General features: G+C 60.3%; 15 protein-coding genes. 6 read left to right on the plus strand and 9 right to left on the minus strand.

The annotated features are described in order from the left end of the window. Nucleotides 1–168 precede the first annotated feature (168 nt). The 3 genes from ACFQZG_RS24600 to ACFQZG_RS24610 all read right to left on the minus strand — a co-directional run bounded on the left by ACFQZG_RS24600 (nt 169) and on the right by ACFQZG_RS24610 (nt 8,296). The gene (locus ACFQZG_RS24600; RefSeq protein WP_378157406.1) at nt 169–3,702 is read right to left on the minus strand and encodes a hypothetical protein; all 3,534 of its coding nucleotides are present in this window, start codon (nt 3,700–3,702) and stop codon (nt 169–171) included. After that, complete coding sequence (locus ACFQZG_RS24605) at nt 3,612–6,089, minus strand: S-layer homology domain-containing protein (RefSeq protein WP_378157407.1); 2,478 nt, start codon at nt 6,087–6,089, stop codon at nt 3,612–3,614. Before ACFQZG_RS24605 ends, ACFQZG_RS24600 begins: the two co-directional genes overlap by 91 nt. 137 nt (nt 6,090–6,226) lie before the next feature. Then, nucleotides 6,227–8,296 (minus strand): sensor histidine kinase, encoded by a 2,070-nt coding sequence (locus ACFQZG_RS24610; protein WP_378157408.1) that lies wholly within the window; start codon nt 8,294–8,296, stop codon nt 6,227–6,229. Nucleotides 8,297–8,438: 142 nt separating this feature from the next. Here ACFQZG_RS24610 and ACFQZG_RS24615 point away from each other — a divergent pair, with 142 nt between their 5' ends. Beyond that, nucleotides 8,439–9,152: a response regulator transcription factor gene (locus tag ACFQZG_RS24615; protein WP_378157409.1), complete on the plus strand. Its 714-nt coding sequence runs from the start codon at nt 8,439–8,441 to the stop codon at nt 9,150–9,152. A gap of 74 nt (nt 9,153–9,226) precedes the next feature. Here ACFQZG_RS24615 and ACFQZG_RS24620 read toward each other — a convergent pair whose 3' ends face one another. Then, nucleotides 9,227–10,204, minus strand: coding sequence for a DUF4003 family protein (locus ACFQZG_RS24620; protein WP_378157410.1), 978 nt, complete (start codon nt 10,202–10,204; stop codon nt 9,227–9,229). A 155-nt stretch (nt 10,205–10,359) separates the two neighbouring features. Here ACFQZG_RS24620 and ACFQZG_RS24625 point away from each other — a divergent pair, with 155 nt between their 5' ends. Continuing rightward, on the plus strand, nt 10,360–11,454 hold the full coding sequence (locus ACFQZG_RS24625; protein WP_378157411.1) for a M24 family metallopeptidase: 1,095 nt from the start codon (nt 10,360–10,362) through the stop codon (nt 11,452–11,454). Between the two features lie 83 nt (nt 11,455–11,537). Here the strand turns inward: ACFQZG_RS24625 and ACFQZG_RS24630 are convergent, their stop codons facing one another. The 3 genes from ACFQZG_RS24630 to ACFQZG_RS24640 all read right to left on the minus strand — a co-directional run bounded on the left by ACFQZG_RS24630 (nt 11,538) and on the right by ACFQZG_RS24640 (nt 15,490). Further along, on the minus strand, nt 11,538–13,349 hold the full coding sequence (locus ACFQZG_RS24630; RefSeq protein ID WP_378157412.1) for a methyl-accepting chemotaxis protein: 1,812 nt from the start codon (nt 13,347–13,349) through the stop codon (nt 11,538–11,540). Nucleotides 13,350–13,492: 143 nt separating this feature from the next. After that, complete coding sequence (locus tag ACFQZG_RS24635; protein ID WP_378157413.1) at nt 13,493–14,479, minus strand: Gfo/Idh/MocA family protein; 987 nt, start codon at nt 14,477–14,479, stop codon at nt 13,493–13,495. 30 nt (nt 14,480–14,509) lie between these two features. Continuing rightward, the gene (locus tag ACFQZG_RS24640; RefSeq protein WP_378157414.1) at nt 14,510–15,490 is read right to left on the minus strand and encodes a Gfo/Idh/MocA family protein; all 981 of its coding nucleotides are present in this window, start codon (nt 15,488–15,490) and stop codon (nt 14,510–14,512) included. A gap of 132 nt (nt 15,491–15,622) precedes the next feature. Here ACFQZG_RS24640 and ACFQZG_RS24645 point away from each other — a divergent pair, with 132 nt between their 5' ends. The 4 genes from ACFQZG_RS24645 (at nt 15,623) to ACFQZG_RS24660 (ending at nt 18,530) form a co-directional block, all read left to right on the plus strand. Beyond that, nucleotides 15,623–16,492: a helix-turn-helix domain-containing protein gene (locus ACFQZG_RS24645; RefSeq protein WP_378157415.1), complete on the plus strand. Its 870-nt coding sequence runs from the start codon at nt 15,623–15,625 to the stop codon at nt 16,490–16,492. 63 nt (nt 16,493–16,555) lie between these two features. Further along, nucleotides 16,556–17,512 (plus strand): helix-turn-helix transcriptional regulator, encoded by a 957-nt coding sequence (locus ACFQZG_RS24650; RefSeq protein WP_378157416.1) that lies wholly within the window; start codon nt 16,556–16,558, stop codon nt 17,510–17,512. A 64-nt stretch (nt 17,513–17,576) separates the two neighbouring features. Beyond that, entirely contained in the window at nt 17,577–18,077 is a 501-nt protein-coding gene (locus ACFQZG_RS24655; protein WP_378157417.1) for a GyrI-like domain-containing protein, read from the plus strand. Nucleotides 18,078–18,104: 27 nt separating this feature from the next. After that, nucleotides 18,105–18,530, plus strand: coding sequence for a DUF1801 domain-containing protein (locus ACFQZG_RS24660; RefSeq protein WP_378157418.1), 426 nt, complete (start codon nt 18,105–18,107; stop codon nt 18,528–18,530). A gap of 5 nt (nt 18,531–18,535) precedes the next feature. Here ACFQZG_RS24660 and ACFQZG_RS24665 read toward each other — a convergent pair whose 3' ends face one another. Further along, entirely contained in the window at nt 18,536–18,853 is a 318-nt protein-coding gene (locus ACFQZG_RS24665) for a MocE family 2Fe-2S type ferredoxin (protein WP_378157419.1), read from the minus strand. After that, on the minus strand, nt 18,834–19,946 hold the full coding sequence (locus ACFQZG_RS24670) for a fatty acid desaturase family protein (RefSeq protein ID WP_378157420.1): 1,113 nt from the start codon (nt 19,944–19,946) through the stop codon (nt 18,834–18,836). The genes ACFQZG_RS24665 and ACFQZG_RS24670 overlap by 20 nt, the downstream gene beginning before the upstream one ends. Between the last annotated feature and the right edge of the window lie 88 nt (nt 19,947–20,034).

Raw genomic sequence — 20,034 nt, forward strand, 5'->3', positions numbered from 1 at the left:
TTGCCTCCAGCTTCCTTCAGATTCCACCTCGCGATGGACACCCTTGCTCTTGGCTAGTGGTTGGCAACTACAAGCCCCCACAGCGGACTTTCACCGCCGAGTTAATCGTCATGCGTGGCACACATAAGAAGAGGCATGCCTGCGCGGCATGCCCCTCCTGATCGTTCGTTAACGCCTCGTGAAGTAGCTCATCATCGCCTTCTGCATCGCGCCTTTCAAGACGGACTCGAACGTCGATAGATTCTGGGCCAGTCCCAGCGACGCAAGAGGCGCGACCGCGGACATGATGTTGAGAATCTGGAAGCCGAGCTCGTTATGATAGACGTCCCATAGCGCGTCCCAAGTGTCGCTTGCGCCGTAGCCGGCCTGTACCAATTGGATGCACGCCGGGATCCAATCCCAGCCGAGCTGCTTCATGACCCTCGCGGCATCGTTGGAAGAGACGCCGGCTTCGTTCATGATCGCGAACGGGATTCCTTCCGACAGCTCGGTCAGCATCGCGCTGATGGCGGCGTCCAGATCGCTTTGAATGAAGCTGACGCCGATCTCCGCGACTTCTTTGAGCGCATAGTAGATATCCTTGTTCGTGAAGGAGTTCGACTGGACGAACGAGCGTCCCAACTCGGCGAGCGTAAGATCGGAATGCTGCGCAAGCGCGATAGCCAGCGTCTTCCCGGTCCACTGGCGAATTCCTCCTTGATTCTGTTGTACATAGCTCTCGACATAGAGCTTGGTCGACCACAGGTCGTAGACGTATCGGAGCGGATCCTCGTTCACGATCCCGAGCGCCTTGATCAAGTCGACGATATCGGTGTATCCCTCCTTGTACAGGTAGATCAACAGAAGAGCCGGACGCTCGTCCAACGCGTATGCGATCTTGACGATCCGCTCCAGCGGGTAATTCATGGCGCGCATCGCCCGAATCGCCTGTTCGGGTAAGACGTCGTAGCCGGATTCCACGCCGCGTCCGACCTGCTGAAGCGTATAACCGAGCGCGATCAAGTTCCGAATGCCGTCTTGCAGGCTGTACTGCCAACGGCCAAGGAAATTCCCCGCTTCCTCCGCCCGCAAGCCGAGATTCCGCAATTGCGCGACCGCCGTCGCGTCGCCGCTCTGGATGCTCGTCAACGTCGAGATCAAGCTTCCGACGCCGACGTCTCTTAGCGCGACGAGAACGTCGCCTTGCGAGCTGTTCGGGAACGCCTCCATCAGCGCGCTATAGATAAGCGGCGCAGCGTACCCCCGATCGCGAAGCTCCTTGCCGACGGCCAGAATGTCGTTCTCGCCGAACAGTTCAACCATCGTGAGCGCGATCGCGTTCGGAACGTCGCCCCCGTAATAGCGGTCGATCGCGTTAAGAATTTCGGTCCGTGTATAGCCGACGCCGAACATCAGCTTGCCTATCTCGACGCTATCGTCGTAATCGAAGGTCTGCTGCAGAACGATCAGCGCTTCGTTCGCATGCGTGCCTTTCGCCTTCATGAGCCGCAAGTAGAGCTCGACGGGATTCTCTCCGTAAGCGGCGCCGACGGCGTTCAGCAACTCCTTCGTCCAAGCGGACATCTCCAGCAGCGTACGGAGCGCATCGAGCGCGTTCAACGCGTATACGCGTTGCAGCACGCCCACCGTGTCGCTCAGCGGCTTCTCCAGCGAGCGCATCACTTGGATCGCGTACTTGGCGGTGCGAACGTCGGAGGCGCGCAACGTGGCGTCCCACCGGTTCGTCTCCGCCGGATAGACGGAAGTGATCACTTCGTCCATCGTCGTCGCCGCGCCCGGCGAGTAAATATATCCGTTGCAGTAGACCTGGAAGATCGCCTTCAACACGCCGTCCTGATCATACCCGGCGGTCGCGAGCCCTCTCGCCATATCGATCGCGCCCATATCCTCGTACAGCGCCTTGAGCGTAGCGGCCGTCTGCGTCGCCGGATAGTTCCGCTCCTTCATGTTCCGGGCCAGAACCGCGAACGGGTCGACGCCGAATACGGTCGCGACCGCTTCCATTACTTCCGCCGCCGGATAGCCGTAGACGGAATCGTCCAGCATGTCCGTCACCTGGGAGACGATCGATGACGACGAACCTCCGCCGTACAGACCGCGAAGCGCGGTCGTCACTTCGTACAGATCGTAGCCGAGATTTTTCAGCGCCGGCACCATGACGTCCAGTTGCACGCCCCGCTTGCGGTAGATGAACTGAGCGACCGACGTTGCGTCGTAACCGGCTGCCTTGAAGGATGCGCCGCTAAGCATTAGCGCGTCGCCGATCTGGTACATATTGAAGCCCGCTGACGACAAGTCGAGGATGAGCGTCGTCGTATCCGTGTGCCCATACGCCGTCTTCAAGATCTCCGTGATCGGATACATCTCGTACAGGGTCGGAATCGACGATCCCTTCATCGCGAGCACGGCTTCCACGGGATCGGCGCCGTAGACGTCCCGGAGCACTTGGCCCAAGAACAGGTAATCGACCGCCCCCGTGAACAGCCGGGAGTCGCTCAGGGCGCGCAGCATATCGATCAGCGTGGCGCCGCTCGCTTCCTTCATGGCGCTAACCGCGTCCAGCTTGGCGAACGCGACCGTGAGATCGGGACCGAGATTGTAATTGTTCGCGCGCCCCGCGGCGATCAAGAACTGCGCGATCTCCAATGCCGAATACCCCGGAATCGTCGCGCCCGTCGCCGTGTTGGTCCCGCTCGTCGCCAGCAGCCGGACGAGGCTCTGGTTGGACGTGTCGCTATACACTTTCCTGGCCAGCGAGGTCAATAACGGTCCCATGCCCGATAGCCTGTACCCCATATTGCGTAATTCGAACAGCACGTTGCTCGCCTGCGCCTGCGTAAGCGAGTTGGACGGCGCGAGCCACGCCGCGATCTCTTGCAGATTGTATCCGGCCGTGCCGAGACCGGAGGCGACCGTAGCTTGTCCGGGCTGCATCGTCGTGATCGTCGTCATGCCGTGTTGGGAGAGCATGGCCGCGTACTCCGAGATGTCGCCGCCGAATCTGAGGCGCGCCGCGCCGATCGCTTCGGCCAGACTGTAGCGATAAGTCGCCATGGATTCCGGATACGTCTGCATCAACTGCGCCAATAAATCCGCCTTCGTCCGGACGACCGGGTGCTTCAGCAAACCGGCTGCCGTCTCGGCTGCCGTGAAGCCGGCCGACTTCATGTACGACACGGCCGAATCGAACCGCCCGTCCGAATCCCATAAGAAGTCGTACGTCTCCATCGCCGAGTACGCGCTTCTAATCGCTTCTCCGTGGTTGCTCGCGTAACCGAGACCGAACCACGCCTCGCCGATCGCATAGCCCGCGTCGCGCAGCGCCTTCGCCGTCTCCGGCCCGTTCGCGCCGTAATCGAGCGCCAGCATCGCACCGACGTTCTCCGCTGTATACCCGGACTCCTTCAGCAGCTCGGCCGCTTGGCCCGCGGTCGCCCCGTAGACGTCCCGCAACGTCTGCCCGGCGCGTCTCGCGTCGATCGCGGCGGCCTTCATCGCAGCCGCGGCTTGCCGTTCGTCGTTCCCGTACACGTCCTTCAACACCTGTCCGACATCCGCGCTATAGCTGGAACCGGCGGATATTCGCAGGATCTTGGCGGCGCGCTCGTTCGTCATGCCGTAGTACGTCCGCATCGAAGCCGCCAGCTTCGCGTTGGGGTAGAACCAGCCGTACTGCACGACCTCCGCATCGGTATACCCCACCTGCTTGAGCGCGCCCTAACCCAATCATCGGACGCGCCGTTCAAGGTGCTGAAGTTCTTGCCTAGATTAGCGACGTTCAGAATGCCAGCTTCCTTCATGCCGATCAACAGATGATAGACGCTGATCCCATTAGGCAGCAGCATATTCGGCATGTTTTCGTTGCTGATTCCGTACACGGTGTTCAACGCCTTCACGAGCGCGTTCGTATTGTAGCCGCCCTCGATCAGCGCCTTCGAAGCATCCGGGGCGCTAACGCCCACGTTGTCCTTCAGATCCGTCGCCGCTTGCGCGGCGGTCATGCCCAGCATCTTGTCGTAGGCGGCTCTGCCGCTCGGCGTGCTGCCGCCGGCGAACGCACCTTGAACGAGCGCCGGCAGCGCCTTGCCGTCTACGGAACGGATCGTTCCAGGCGTATAGCGCAGCTCCAGCGTTGCCGGAGCGACCGCGGAGCGGAGCGCGAGCTCGATACGCGATCCGGACGCCGTCAACGTCGCCGACGCGATCTCAACGGCTCCGCCCCCGTACGTAACGGAGAAGCCGGCCGGAGCGTCGGGAAGCGCCGCCAGTTGCTTATTGAACAGGAGCACTAGCTTCATCGGATCGGGCGCGACCAGAGCGCCCGTGACGACGGGAACATCCGGCACGACGACGCTTAATCCGGCGCCGAACGCGTAGCCGGGCTTCGCCAACGACAGCGAGTACGTTGCCCCGCCGGTCAAGAACCCGGTCGCCCGATAGGTCGATCCGCCGTCGACGCTGCTGACCCGGGAGACGAGCGCGGGCATTCCGTCGCCGTTGACCATGACGATGTCCGCGATCGTCAGATTCGGCACGGCCGGCGCAAGCCTCAGCTCGAAGCCGGCTGCCGTAACGCTGCCGATCGCTGCCGAGACGCGAACGACGCCGGACGAACCGCCTGACCCCGGCCCTGAACCAGACCCTGATCCCGGGCCGGATCCGGCCCCCGTCGTAACCGTGCCTCCGACGTTCGCGGATACGCCGTCCGCGACGATTGTCTGCGTCGGCTTCTGCGCGATCGTCACGCCGGTCGCCGTGACCGAAGCCGTCCCGATCGCGCCGTCTCCCTTGATCGAAGCGGAAGCGTCCGCGTTCACCGTGGTTACCTGAACGTTCTTGTTCAGCGTGACGTTGGCGCCCGCCGCCTGATTCGTCAGCGTCATGTTGTCGACCTTGCCGCTCGCGACGGTCAGTTGAGCCGCGGCGACGAGGACGACGTTCGGGAAGTCGCCGTCCAGCGTCACGTCGCCCGTCGTCGATACGGTCACGGTGCCGTAGCTGGCGCCGCTGCCGCTCGCGACCTGCAACGTCGCGCCGGATTGAACCGTCACCTGATCGACGGCCGTCGAGCCCTCGATGACGACACGGACTTGTCCGTCCACCTTCGTAATGAACACGCGGGTCAGCGTCGAATCGAGCACGTGCACGCTGTTGCGGCCGCCGCCCTTAATCGTCGTCGCCCCGTCGACGACGACCCGGTCGAGCGTAACGTCGCCTTCTCCGATGCCTTCGCCCAGCAACAGACTGCCCGTAATCTTCACGTTCCGCAGCACGACGTCCGGTACGTTGATCGCCAGATCGCCTTCATGAACGACCGTGCCGGACGCCGGACCGTACGTCCCCGTCTTGCCGATGGACGAAGGAATCTCGCCTTCGACAGCGTCCGCTCCGGCCAGCTTGCTCGCGCGGTCCAGCAGTACGACCGCTTCGGCGCGCGTCAGCTGCCCGCCCGCCGAGAACCGATTGCCGTCCTGCCCCTTCATCAAGCCCGCGACGAAGACGGCCCCGACGGCATCGCGGCTCCATGTCGGAATATCCTTCGCGTCCGCGAACTTGCCGGCAGCCGACTCTCCGCCTCCGGCATTCAGCTTCAGCAGCCGGGCGGCGATGACCGCCGCCTCGCCCCTCGTAACCGAAGCCTCCGGGCGGAACTTGCCGTCCTTGTCGCCCTGCATATACCCTGCCGCCTTGGCGCGCGCCGCGTCCGCAGCGTACCACTTTGCCCGCGGAACGTCGGGGAACGATCCCGCAGCCTCTTCCGTATAGCCGAACGCCCGGTTGATCATCGCCGCGAGTTCGGCGCGGGCGACCTTGCCGTCCGGACGGAACTCCCCGGTCGGCAGTCCCTTGACGAGCCCCTCCCGCAACCATGCCCGGATCTCCGTCTCCGCCCAGTGGCCGGAGATGTCGGCCATCTCTCTCGACTCCGACTTGCCCGCCGCCGGTTCCGCTGCCGCGATCATGTCCGCCAAAGCCGCCTTCGCCGCCGCGTCCGAATAGCCGAGATTCGGCGCAAGCTGCGCCAGCATCGCGACGATCAACCAACAGACGACGAACTTCTTCCACCGTCCGACTCTTCTTCCTCCCATAACCTTTCCGCCTTTCGCGATCGAGTTCGGCCGATTCCCGCAAGAATCGACATGCCTCTCTCCACGATAGCGCCTATCGGTAAAATCTAGGTAAACCGAACCCGAAATCGGACAAAAAAAGAGACCGGATCGGTCTCTTAATCGTAACCGCGATTCGCGGGAATATGGACGACGAACCGGCTCCCCCTGCCGAGCACGCTCTCTGCCGAGATCGTGCCGCCGTGCGCCTCGACGATCTCCTTGGCGATCGCCAAGCCGAGGCCGCTTCCCGTCGACGGGTCGGCTTGCGAGCCGCGGTTGTTCCGCTCGAAGATGCGGTTCAGGTCGTCCTCGCCGATCCCCTGACCCTCGTCTTCGACGGCAATCCGAACGCCGTCCGGATCGATCGAAGCCTCGAGCCGGATAAGCTTGTCCGCCGGCGAGAACTTGCAGGCGTTGTGCACGAGGTTCGACAACGCTCTTCGCATGCCGTGCGGATCGATCGTCATGACCGGATCGCCGTCCGCGCGAATCGTCGACTCGCACCGCAAGCCGGCGATTCGGACGAACTCCTCCAGAAAGACGAATTCCTGCTCGACCCACGGCTTCATCCTCAGCTCTTCGGCCTCATCGTAAGAAGCGGCGGCTTCCTGCTCCGCCAGGCTGAGCTTGAACAAGTCGTCGATGAACCGCGTCACGTACCGGACTTTGCCGTACAGGTTCTCCAAGTGCTTCTCCTGCTCCCCCGGCTGTACTTGAATGCCGAGCATCATCGCCCGGATGCCGCCCTGCACGACGGTCAACGGGGACCTGACGTCGTGCGAGATGTTCTGCAGCAGCTCGTTGCGCCGCCGCTGCGCTTGCACGAGACTCTCCGTCCGCTCGCGAACCGTGTGCTCCAATTCCTCGTTCCATCGCTCGAGCGTGCGGACCAATTCCTCTTGCTTGGCGATCACAAGCTGCCGCGCGTTGTCCTTATCCAGCTCGAGCTGCCGAGTCTGATACGAGAGAGCGAAGGCGAATACGACGAACTCCGCGACGGAGCCGAGCTGATACCCGTAATGAGTCAGCACGTTATATTCGGCGAGGCTGAACGTGTACAGGATGGAAGGGACGGCGATGCCGAGAATCGCGATCATGCCGAGCACGATATACCTCGCGGCGATATTGCCCCGGAACACGCTGACGAGTATCGACGTGACGAGAACCAGCATGACGCCGAACTCGTACCAGATGGCGATCGTCGTGAAGCCCGGCCAGTGGAAGAGCAGCCCCGATACGACGAGCGGCGACGCCCACTTCACCGCCGTCGTCGCGTAACGCAGCCTCGGGGCGTAGATGCGCAATTGAAGCATTTTATCCAGGAAGAACAACACGAACCAGAGGCACATGATGAAGAAGAACAAGAAGATGCCTTCGTAGGAGTCGAACGTGCGGAGCAGAAGCCGGATGACCGCGTTGTTCTCTCCGAGCAACTCTTGCGGCAGCCCGTTCCAGAACAACTGGGACACCGCGAAGAACGCGATGTAGATCGAGTAATAGAGATTGGCCGTATTTCTTAAGAATACGTACATCGACACGAAGTACGCCGCCATCAATAACACGAACCCGTAGTATAGACCGAATAACAAGTATTCCGCGCGCAGGTGGAAGTGATAGGCGGAGGAACGCATCAGTTCGAGCGGAAGGATCATCGATCCGCCCGTCGTCGCCCGAAGATGGACCGTGACGGCGCGATCGGCGGGCAATACGAGCTCGTAAGCCCAATAGTGATCGTCCAGCTGCTTGCCGACGCCGGCAATCTCCTTGCCTTGCAGCCGCTGCCCGTCCGCGTAAGCCGCCACCGTATCGACGACCGCATTCGATAAGCGCAGCACCCAACGCTCTTCGGCCGTCTCGTTCGCGATCGTCGCCCGTATCCAATACGTATCTCCGTCGAGACCGAACGCCGTGACTCCGTCCGCGGGCACGAACCGTTCCTTCGCCGGAGATGCCTGCGCTTGCTCGAAGGAGAGCGCTCCGCCCGGATCGGGGAGCACCTGCATGCCGTCGTTCAAGCTCAGCTTGTCCAACCCTTCGGTCAACCGAACGGCCGCGCCGGGCTCGACCGCCGTCGCCGGCGCGCCTTCCTTCGGCATGAACAGGATCCAGACGAGCGCGACGCCCGCGACGAATAGTCCTACCATGAGGTAGAACAGCCGATTATGCTCCGCAAGCGTCTTTCTCATGCGACGCCCCCTCACCGCGACTGGAGTTATTACCTTAGCCGTATCGATATTCGCTCCCTCCATAGTACCACTGCCATCCTAAAAATGTTAATCTACCAATAGACCGATTTCGCTATTATTCGATAAAGAGGTGCCCGCGAAGATGAAGCCAGCCATTATCGTCGTCATCGACGACGACCCGGATATCCAGCAGCTCGTGACCGCCTTCCTGACTCACGAAGGATATATCGTCCGCAATGCGCTGAACGCTTCCACGGCGCTGGAATGGCTTGCGATCGAAGAGCCGGACCTCATCATCATGGATATCCAGATGCCGGACATGGACGGGATTACGCTCTGCGATAACATTCGGAAACAATACCGCCGGCCGATTCTATTCGTATCCGGCGCCATGCGACCGGAACTGAAGACGCTGTCCTTCAAGTCCGGCGGAGACGATTACATCGACAAGCCCTTCGATCCCGAAGAGCTCGTCTTGCGGGTGAAGGCGAACTTGCGTTGGAGCGGCCTGATCGACCGGACGCCCGATGCGGGCAATCGGCTGGAATTTCCCGGGCTGTCCATCGATCTGGAACGGATGACGGTATCGGTGAACCATCGGCCCGTACCGCTGTTGGCGAAGGAATACCAACTGCTGGTCGAGTTGGCCAAGAAGCCTAACCAAGTGCTCCATCCGCTGCAGCTGTACCGCCAAGTCTGGGACGACGAATCGAATTATTCCAAGGACACGGTGAAGGCCCACATCTCCAACCTAAGACGGAAAATCGAGCCGACGCCGGCGAATCCGAGATTTATCGTTACGGTCGATCGGCTGGGCTACAAGTTCAACCCTTATGGCACGGCAGCTTCGGAGTAATGTCGCTAACCCATAACGATAAAAGAGGCATCATCCTCGCGCGGAGGATGATGCCTTCTTGTCGATCCGATGGATTACGACGAAGAGGAGGAGCTCGCCGCCGCTGCGGTCGCGGCCGCCGCCGCGATAGCCGCTTGCTGCGCGACGATCAGGTTCGTCAGGCTCGTGGCGAGCGCAGAAAGCGGCACGACGCCGTCCGCCATGCTCCGGTAGGCGACCAGCGCCGCCGCGTGCAGCAGCAGCTCCTGCTTATCCACGGACCATGCGCCGAAGCCCTTCTGCTCGCGCAGCCATTCGAACGAGAGCGCCGTCTCTTCGACGATGTCGCGATTCTCGCGAGGGAGCAAGGCTAGCACGCCTAGTGAGGGGAGCGTATACGACCGGTCCATCGGAAAGCCTCTCTCTCGGAAGGCGCCCTTCAAGGCAAGCACGCGTTCCTCCGGTCGGCCGCCCTCGTCTCCGAGCACCAACACCTGCGTCAACGCCTGAAGCGCATTGCCGGCCCGCAGCTCCGGCTTCAACGCGGCGTACAGCCACTCCATCCGCTCCGTTCCCGCTTCGACCTCGACGTCGGACAGCGCGAGCATGGCGGCGTAGATGTAGTCGTCCTGACCGGTCAGGAACCGGTGATTCGCCTTCATGGCCGCATAGAACGACTGCGCCCTGGCGACCGTGGAACCGAACCGGTCCGGCGAAGCATTCGCGGCGATCTGGTACGCCGCGATCGGCAGATAAGGAGAAGCCCTGAACTTCGCGTCCTTCAGCAATTCGTACACGGCGAGAGCGTCCGCCAGCCGCGCCTCGGGATCGCCGGACAGCGAGAGCTGCGCCGCCAGGCTGATCGCCGAATCGCCCCTGAACATCGAGAACATGCCCGTGCTCCGCTTCACCCTCTCGAGATTGTCCCGGACGGCTTCGATATCGATCTCGCGCCCCTCCGCGGCATACAGCAGCGCAGCCAGCCGGTTAACCGAGGCATTGCGCCAGGCGAAAGCTTTCTTGGCCGCTCTCGCGTTATCCGCGAACAACGCCAGTCTCGCTTGATCTTCCATGTCTCTTCTCCTCCTTGTCGAGATCTCTTCTTCTCAGCATAACCCCTCCGGAGCGATCGCCGCAATTCCCGCGCCGCTAATATCCGGGAACGCAAGCGGCGGGCGGATAACCGGGCGAATGCGGTATAATACAACGAGAAAGGCGGTCGAGAACGATGCATTCGAATTCCCGATTGGACAATCTATACGCGCATTTGGACCATAACAAGATCGACGCGATGTTGATTACGTCGCCTAAGCACGTCTATTACTTGACCGGCTTCGCGACGGATCCCCACGAGAGGTTCCTCGGGCTGCTGCTCGCGCGCGGCGAATATCCGACTCTGCTCTTGCCGGCGCTCGACTACGAGGCGGCCGCGGCCGCGACGGGAATGGCGCGCATCCATACGCACTCGGACACGGAGAACGCGCACGACGTGCTGCGCAAGCTGATGCCGGCTAACGTGCGGTCGCTAGGGGTAGAGAAGGAGCACCTCAGCGTCGCGACGTTCGAGAAGCTCGCGGAGGCGATCGGCGCGGAAGCGTACGTCGACGTCGGAAGCCCGCTTCGCGACATGCGCGCGGTGAAGAGCGCGGACGAAGTCGCCCGCATGAGACGTGCGGCGCGTCTCGTCGAAGACGTTTTGCGCGAAGGCGTCTCCCGCGCGAAGCCCGGAACGACAGAGATCGAGCTCGTCGCCGAGCTCGAATACCAAATGAAGAAGCTCGGCGCGCAATGCCCTTCGTTCGACACGATGGTGCTGACCGGCGCCAAATCCGCTCTTCCGCACGGCAAACCGGACGCGACGGCGATCCGGGAGGGCGATCTGCTGCTGTTCGATCTCGGCGTCTTCGCGGACGGCTATGCTTCCGATATTACCCGCACGTTCGCGGTCGGGGAAGTCCCGGACGAGGCCAAGCGCATATACGCCGCGGTGCTGGACGCCAACCGGCGCGCGATCGAAGCGATCCGTCCCGGCGCGACCTTGGGCAGCCTCGACCGCGCCGCGCGCGAGGCGATCGAAGCCGCCGGTTACGGACCGTACTTCATGCACCGGCTCGGCCACGGGCTCGGCATGGACATTCACGAATATCCTTCCGTGCACGGCCTTAACGAAGACAAGGTCCGCGCCGGCATGGCGTTCACCGTCGAGCCGGGCGTCTACGTTCCCGGCGTCGGCGGCGTCCGCATCGAGGACGACGTCGTGGCGACCGAGGACGGCGTCGACGTGCTGACGTCGTTCCCGAAAGAGCTGACGGTTATCGGCTGACATGCCGTCATAATGACAAGACCGAACGAATGGCTTCCCGCCTTCGTTCGGTCTTTTTTACGTCCGCGACGATGCGCGGTTCTTTACGCGACCTTCTCGTCCGCCTCTATCTTCGCCTCTTCTTCGTCGACCGATTCCGCGACCTCGTCGTCCTTGTCGATCTCGTCCTCGAATTTGAACGCGCTGATGCCCTGGTACAGCTTCTGCGACAGCTCGTTAATGTCGGCCGCTTGCCGAGCGATCTCGCGAATGGCGTTATCCTGCTGCTGGCTCGTCGCGTTCACTTCCTGTACGCCGGCCGCGGTCTCTTCGGCGATCGCCGCCACGTTCTGGACGATGACGGCAAGCGAGGCGTTCTTCGCTTGAGTCGCGTCGACCTTGTCGTGGATTCGTCCGATCTGCTCGCTGATGTCCTGGATCGACCTGTCGATCGCGGTGAAGGAGCGCAGCGTCTCGGACACCTTATGGTCCTGCGCCTCCAAGCTCCCTCTCGTCTCCAGCATATGCGTGCGGAAGTTCTCCATTCCCGTACTCAATTCGTCGATCATGACGCCGATATGCACCGACGACTCCTTCGTCTGCACCGACAACAGCCTGACTTCCTCGGCGATAACCGCGAAGCCTTTGCCGTGGACGCCCGCCCGAGCCGCTTCGATCGCCGCGTTGAGCGCGAGCACGTTCGTCTGATTCGATACGACCGTAATCGAGTTCGTAATCCGGGAGATCTTCTCCGACAGCTCGGTCAGCCTGCTTAAGGCCTCGTACACTTTGCCGATAGAGTCGCGGGAGAACTCGGAAGCCTGCTGCAGCTCGGTAACGGCCGCGGTCCCTCTCCGCGCGTTCCGGTTCGCGTCTTCGCTCGTCGTCAGCATCGCGCCGGCGTAGGCCGTAATATCGTCGATCTCCCGATGCAGATCCTGAATGAGGCTGGCGCTCCGTTCCGTCTGGCCGGCTTGCTGCTCCGTGCCGACGGAAATCTCCTGTATCGTATGGACGATGTCTTGATTCGCATGGGCGGTAATCGAAGACGATTGCCGGAACGAATGCGAGTACGACGCGAGCGACGAAGCGACGGCGTGCGTCTGCTGGAGCATGTCCCGCACGCGGACGACCATATGGTCGAAGTGGTCACTAAGGCGGCCAAGCTCGTCGTTCGAAGACGAGTTGATCTGGTGCCTGAGATCGCCGTCCGCGATCGTCCGCAGCGCCGATTGCAGCCTGCCCACCGGAATCAAGAAGGAGCGAATGAGCAATACCGCGATCACGATCGTGAAAATAAAGACGAACACCGCGGCATACGCGGAAAACGAAGTCGCTTGGTTCAACAACGCGAACGAACGGCTCTGCGCTTGGTCGGCGTTGTCGGAAGCAGCCTTATACAATTGCTCGTTAAGCGTCAGCATCGCTTGAATCGAATCGAGCGCCTTGTAATGCAGCTCGTCGATCTTCTCCAATACCGCCATCGGATCCATTTCCGCGTCGTTCATCGTGACGACCAATTCGTCGAAGTTCGCGACGTACGCCTTTGCCTTGGTTTGCAAAACTTGCAGCCTTTGCGAGATTTGCAGTTTTTGATAGGCATCCAAATCCGAAAAAGAGATCGATGCCATCACTTCGAACAGCTGCTTTTGCGTCTCCCCGAACAAGTCGACGGACTCCAAATCGCTTGTTTTGGCCACCGCGGACTCCAACGCGTTCAACTGCTGCAGCAATTGGGTCACTTGGGCGACCGCGATCCGATTCTCCATCTCGATCTTCTGCGACTCCATAGCGACTTCCACATGCTGCGTTTTATTCGCTTGGTAAATAGCCGTTCCCGCGAATAGCAGCGCGACGGCCGCGAAGCTTAAGATTAACTTCCATTTCATCGTAAGATGCACGATCTTATCCCGCATTGTGACATCCCCTAACTCGTTTAGGCCTGTTTGATTCCCAGTTTATTACGCGGGTATTATTTTCCATGCGGATTTGTGTAAGCGGACTGTAAACGTCGACAAAAAAACACCGACCTCGCGGTCGGCGTTGTCAAACGGATTCTCTATAAGCTAACAGGCTGCCCCAGCTTGTTCGATTCGTAGGCGACGAGCGCCACCTGCGCCGCGCGCAAGCCGTCTTCCCCGGTAATCGGCACCGCCTTGCCTTGCAGCAGCGCGGTCACGAAATCCCGAATCAAGTAGCGATCCATGTCGTCGCCCCAGAAGGAATGCACGCCTTTGCCCGTATCGTCGCTATACAGCTCGTTCTTCTGCGCGAAGCCGTCGACGGAGATGACGCCTCGCGTGCCCACGATCTCCATCGTCACGTCGCCCCATGTCGGATAGGAGCGCGGACGCGACCAGCTCGTATCCAGAACGGCGAAGACGCCGTTGTCGAACTTCACGTGCAGCATGCCGGCGTCGTCGACGGCGAGCTCTTCCTTGAACAGAGTTGCCGCGTACGCATACACTTCCGAGACGTTCGCTTGCACGATCCAATGCATCAGATCCATCACGTGCACCGTATGATCGAGCAGCGCCCCGCCGCCCGACAAGGCCGGATCGACGAACCAGCCGCCCGGGTTGCTTCCGTGATTCGTTCCCTTGATCGCGACGATGTCGCCGATCTCGCCCCGGTCGATCGCTTCTTTGGCGCGAACGACGGCGGCCAGGTAACGGCAAGGGAATGCCGTCATGAGCTGAACGCCGTTCTCCCTGCATGCCGCGATCATGCGCTCCATCTCGTCTACCGATATTCCTAGCGGCTTCTCGCACAGGACGTGCTTCTTCGCCCGAGCCGCATCGATGACGAGCCGAGCGTGATGCGCGTTCTCCGAGCAGACGACGACCGCGTCCACGTCTTGGGCGAGCAGCTCCGCGTAATCCGCGTAATAAGGAATGCCATGTCGTTCCGCGAGGTCGCGGACGCGCCCCGCCTCTTCGTCGGCGATGCCGACGACGCTCACTTCCGGCATTCGGTTCAAGCTTTCGAAATAGCTATACGCATGTCCATGCGCGAAGCTGATCATGCCTACCTTCAACGTTGTCATGGGTGCTGCCTCCTCCGATCGTAATTCGCGCTATTGCAGCGCGACGACTTGGCCCGTCCGAATCGATTCGCGCGCGGCTTCGGCGATCTCGAGCGCCTTGCACGCGTCGCGAGCCGTTACGATCGGCTCGGCGCCGCTCGCGATGCAGCTTAGGAAGTGCGCCAGCTCGAGCTCGTACGGATCGGCGAAGCCCGGGCTTTGCGGGATTTCGACGACTTTGCCGCCGCTGTCCGCTTCCGCCGTCCGGCGAATTTGCAACGACTGCGCCTTCATGCTGTCCGTGCTGACCAGCCCTTTGGATCCCGCGAACTCCGCCGAATAGCGGAACGAGCCCGGATAACCCCAGAACGCCTCCAAGTTCGCGACCGCTCCGCTCTCGAATACGAGCGTCGCGAGCGCGTAATCCATGCGATCGTCGGTTCGGCCCATCGCATATACCGTCTTCACCTCGCCGAGCGCCCACCGCATGAAGTCGATATCGTGCACCATCAGGTCGACGATAACGCCGCCGCTTCTGTCCGCCTCCTTGAACCATGGCTTCACGTCTCCGGGATGGCCGCCCACGCGTCTCGCGTGGGCTACGCCGACCTTGCCGATGACCCCTTCGTCGATCTGCCGCTTGATCTGCGCGAATTCGGGGAAGAAGCGTACGACATGCCCGACGAACAGACGCACGCCGTTATCCTCGCAGCAACGGATCATCGCTTCGGCATCCTCTTGCCGAAGCGCGATCGGCTTCTCGCAGATGACATGCTTCCCCGCCGCGGCCGCTTGCGCGACAAGCTCCCGATGCAGATACGAAGGCACCGCGATGCTGACGACGTCGAACGGCACCGATGCCGCCATCTCCTCGAACGAACGGTATGCCGTCGTATTCGTTTTGCCCGCGGCTTCCTTCGCCAATTCGAATTCCGAATCGCATACGCCGACCAAGGTCACGCCCGGCATCCTCGCGTAGCTCATCGCATGCCACTGCCCCATTCCTCCGCAGCCGACTACCGCCACTTTCATCACTCACTCGCCCTTTCCGGTATTGTATACTTGATATGGCTATCGTACCGATACGGTTCGACTGCCGGAATGACGAGTTTTAACTTATTTGTATCCATATTCGCCTTTGCGGGCTGACAGGTGATCGATCCGATGGACACTTTTCAAGAGCCGATTCATTATCAGAACGATCGTCTATGCATGAAGGTGTGGCAATTCGCGGACGACAGGACGGTCTATCCGCCCACGCGACGCTGGCACTTTCATCCGGAAGTCGAGTTGATCGTCGTGCTAGAGGGCCGGCTCGACATCCGCACCCCTAACAACGCTTACGTCCTCTCCCCGGGCGACGTCGTGCTGATCGGATCCTCGCAGTTGCATCTCAGCAACAAGGTCGATGCCGAACCGCTCGTCTACATCGTGCTGCACGTGGATTTGAAGCCTTACTTCGACGACGCGACGATGATGTACGCCAGGCACTTCTCGGAGATCGTAAGCCCCCTCGAAGAATTAAACTATATGTTGATCGACAACGCGGAGGTCAGACGGGAGATCGGACAAGTCATCGTCGACGCGCACCGCGAGATGATGAACAAGCCGAAGGGCTACGAGATCGCCATCAGCATGCATATGAAGCGTCTATTGCTGACGCTTCTTCGGAACGACGATCGCGAGCTGCTCCAGCCGTACGAATTCGTGGACGCCGCGGCGATCCAGCCGGTATTGGATTACGTCGGCAGCCATCTGCAGCGTCTCGATATGGAGCAAGCAAGCCGCATCGCCGGCATGAGCTACTCCTACTTCTCCAAGTACTTCAAGAAGTGCGTCGGCGTATCGTTCACCTCCTACGTCAACCGGCAGCGCATCCGCAGAGCCGAGCAGCTGCTGATCACGAAGACGGATGTCATTACCGACATCGCCGCCGAGGTCGGCATCGAGAACATGGCCCACTTCTACGAGCTGTTCAAGCGGTATACGGGCTGCACGCCGAAGCAATACGCGAGGAAGCTGCTGGGGCGGTGAGGACGGTAAGCGTGGAAATGAGCCAAGCCGATGTGAATTCGAATGAGGGAGGGGGGACATACGATGAAGCTGGAGCGGCTATTATCCATCATTATTCTGCTGCTGAACCGCCGAAGGATGCAGGCCAAGGAGCTCGCGGAACACTTCGAGGTGTCCGTGCGGACGATATACCGGGATATCGACGCCATTAACGTCGCGGGAATTCCCATCGTCACCTATCAGGGAACGAACGGAGGCATCGGGCTGACGGAAGGCTATCGCTTGGATCGCAACGTGATGACGAGCGAGGAGCTCGCCGCCATCGCCACCGCTTTGCGCAGCATCTCGACCTCCTATGGCTCCGAGCCGAATTCGCGGCTATTGGAGAAAATCAACAGCGTAGTTCCGCCCGAATACGCCGAACAGTTCCAAGATATGGCCAATCGCGTCCTGATCGACTTGTCGCCTTGGGACGGTAATGAGCGGTTAAGACCTAAGCTGGGGCATTTGAAGGAAGCGATAGATCGCTGCCGCATAGCGGAGTTCGTCTACTCCAATGCGGAAGGCATCGTATCGAATCGAACCGTTGAGCCTCACATGCTCATTCTCAAGGGAAAACAATGGTACTTGCAAGCCTATTGTCTAGCGAAAAAACAATTCCGGCTCTTCAAGCTCAAGAGAATGAAGGAAGTGAACATCTCGGACGGGCGATTCCTTCGCAGAGAGCTCCCCCCGCATGAGCCTGCCGATAAGCAGAGCGCCTCCGATTCCGATTCGTCCAAGATGATCGCGTTCGCACTTCGCTTTCATGCTCCGGCCCGCCATATCGCCGAGGAATGGGTCGGCATCGAGGAGCTTATTCCCCAGGATGACGGCAGTTGGCTGGTGAGGAAGACATACCCCGAAGATGAATGGTTATACCGGTTCATTCTCGGCTTGGGCCACCACGCGGAGGTGCTCGAGCCTCCCCGTCTGCGCGAGATCATCGCGAGTCGCGCGGAACAAGTCGCGAATTTATATCGTAATGTTCCCGCAACCTGACAGAGAGTTGTCAAGTTAGATGCGCTACGCTAAGCTCATTCAACGACAAGGAGAATGATTAGTGATGAACCTACGCATCGAACCGGCACGCATCGAGGTGCTCCCTTCCTTCACCCTGGCCGGACTGAGCGCCGTTACGACGAATGCTGCCGAACTAAGCGGCAATGGCCGCATCGTTACGCTGTTCGAACAATTTTTCGCCCGCGGAATCGGAGATCTTCTCGCCGACCATCGCCAGCAGGACGGCCAATACAATTGTTATTACAACTATGAGCGAGGCGATGCCGGGCATTACGAAGTATTGGTCGGCTTGCGCGTGAGGGAAGCCGCGCGAGATCGATATCCCGACTCCGTCTCGGCGTTCACCGTCCCCGCCGCTAAATACGCGGTATTCGTCACGGAGCGCGGACCGGTTATCGAGAAGGTGCAACGCGCTTGGGCCGATATATGGCAATGGTCGCGACTGCCCGGCAACGATCGGGCGTTCACGGGCGATTTCGAATATTACGGCCCGGATATCGATCCGAACGACGGCCAAGCGGAAATCTATATCGCGATTCGCTAAGCGTCCGAATCCGGCTCAAGGAAAGGAATGAGCGAAGTAAATACGATCGACGACAAAGTGGCGGCTGTGTTCCAAAGGTCCCCGGCACCTATTCGTAATAAGCTATTATTCCTACGCCGATTGATTCTGGACACCGCTTCGGAGATGGGCTGCATGCCTCCCCCGGAGGAGACGCTCAAATGGGGTGAACCCAGCTACGTCTCCGCACGCGGAAGCACGATCCGAATCGCTTGGAAACAATCAAACCCAAGTCAGTTCGCCATGTACTTCAACTGCAAAACGAAGCTCGTCGAAACCTTTAAGGAACGGTACGGCGATACGTTCAGCTATGAAGGCAATCGGGCAATCGTATTCGCCGAGAACGAAGACATTCCGGTAGACGAGCTGCGTCAGTGCATCTCGTCGTCGCTTGCTTACCATAGCCGCAAGCATCTTCCGATGTTGGGCTTGTAACGGAGTTACCCGATTGTAACGTATATCATCCCGTTCTCTACTTTGACGGAGTACGTCTGAAGCGCATTGCATGCCGGCCGCTTCTTCGCTTCGCCCGTCGTATAGTCGAACCGCCCGTTATGCTTCGGGCATTCGATGAGATTCCCCATGACGAGACCGCCGGACAGATGGACCCTCTCGTGCGTGCAGAAGCCGTCCGTCGCATAGTATTCTCCGTCTGCCGAACGATAGACCGCGAGAGAAAGCTCGCCGTGGTCGAACCGAATGACGTCCTCTTCTTCGATCTCGTCCGCTCCGCATACTTCAATCCATCGCTGCTGCATATTCCGTTCCTCCGGTCGGGGTCATAGGTTCCGGTTTGTACCGATAGGGTTGCGCGGTCGGCGGTAATTGTCTGTCGATCACGTAAGTCGGATCGTGCTTCTGTTTGAGCAGTGCCCGGACGACGTCCTTGACGGCCGACCACGTACTCGGGCTTGGCGCCGGGCAGTCCCCTTGCATCTCCTTGTGCAACTGAGGAAGCGCGTGATAGGGAACCATCGGGAACATATGGTGTTCGATATGATAGTTCATGTTCCAGTAGAGGAACCGGAACACCGGGTTCATGTAGATCGTTCTCGCGTTCAGCCGGTGATCGACGACGTCCTCGTGCAGGCCGAGGTGCTGGCACAGCCCGAACGTCAGCATGAGCACGGCTCCGTAGAACGAAGGCAGCACGACGAACATCGCGGGCAAGATACTTGACGTATAGACGCAGGCCGCGATGACCGAAGCGAAGATCAATACGTAGACGCGGGATTCCCAGAACGTCTTGCGGTACTCGGATGGCGGAATATAGTCTCTCTCTTCTTTGTGTATGATGCCGACCGCGTGCATGAGCATTCGCTTGATGTCCCTCGGTCCGGCGTACAGATGGAAGATTTCCATTAAGATTTTGCGCCACACGGGCGGCCTCGGCTGCGAAATCTCCGGGTCGCGGCCGACGATATACGTGTCGGTATGGTGGCGGGCGTGGCTCCATCGCCATGGCGTTGCGGGTCGCAGCACCAGGAAGGAAGCGAATTGATAGACGGCTTCGTTCATCCACGGCGTCTTGAAGGCCGTGCCGTGCCCGCATTCATGCCATCGAGAATCCCCGGGGGAGCAGTACAGTATGCCGTATACGAAAAAAGCGGGAATCGCCCACCACGTGCCCCACGACAAGTATGCCGCATAACCGGAAGCCGCGAGCAGGACGAGCCAGATCGCCGTGTCGCGAATGGCGGGACCGTTCTTCCGCTTCATCAGCTCTTTCATGCGCTTGCGCGGGATCGGACTCGCGTACCATTCGGCGGACGCCAATCCGCGCTCCTGCGCCCTGACGTTCTCCGGCCCCGAGAGCCGATAATCCCTCTTCTTCGCTTCAGACGCCCCCATCGCACGATTCTCCTCGACGATTATAATGATCAGGCTATACTATAGCTCACATTATAAGCACGGGCGCTCGAGGTGTATGTAGACGGGA

Origin of the sequence: Cohnella sp. GCM10027633 (genome assembly GCF_042675445.1) — a bacterium.
Lineage (GTDB): Bacteria > Bacillota > Bacilli > Paenibacillales > Paenibacillaceae > Cohnella.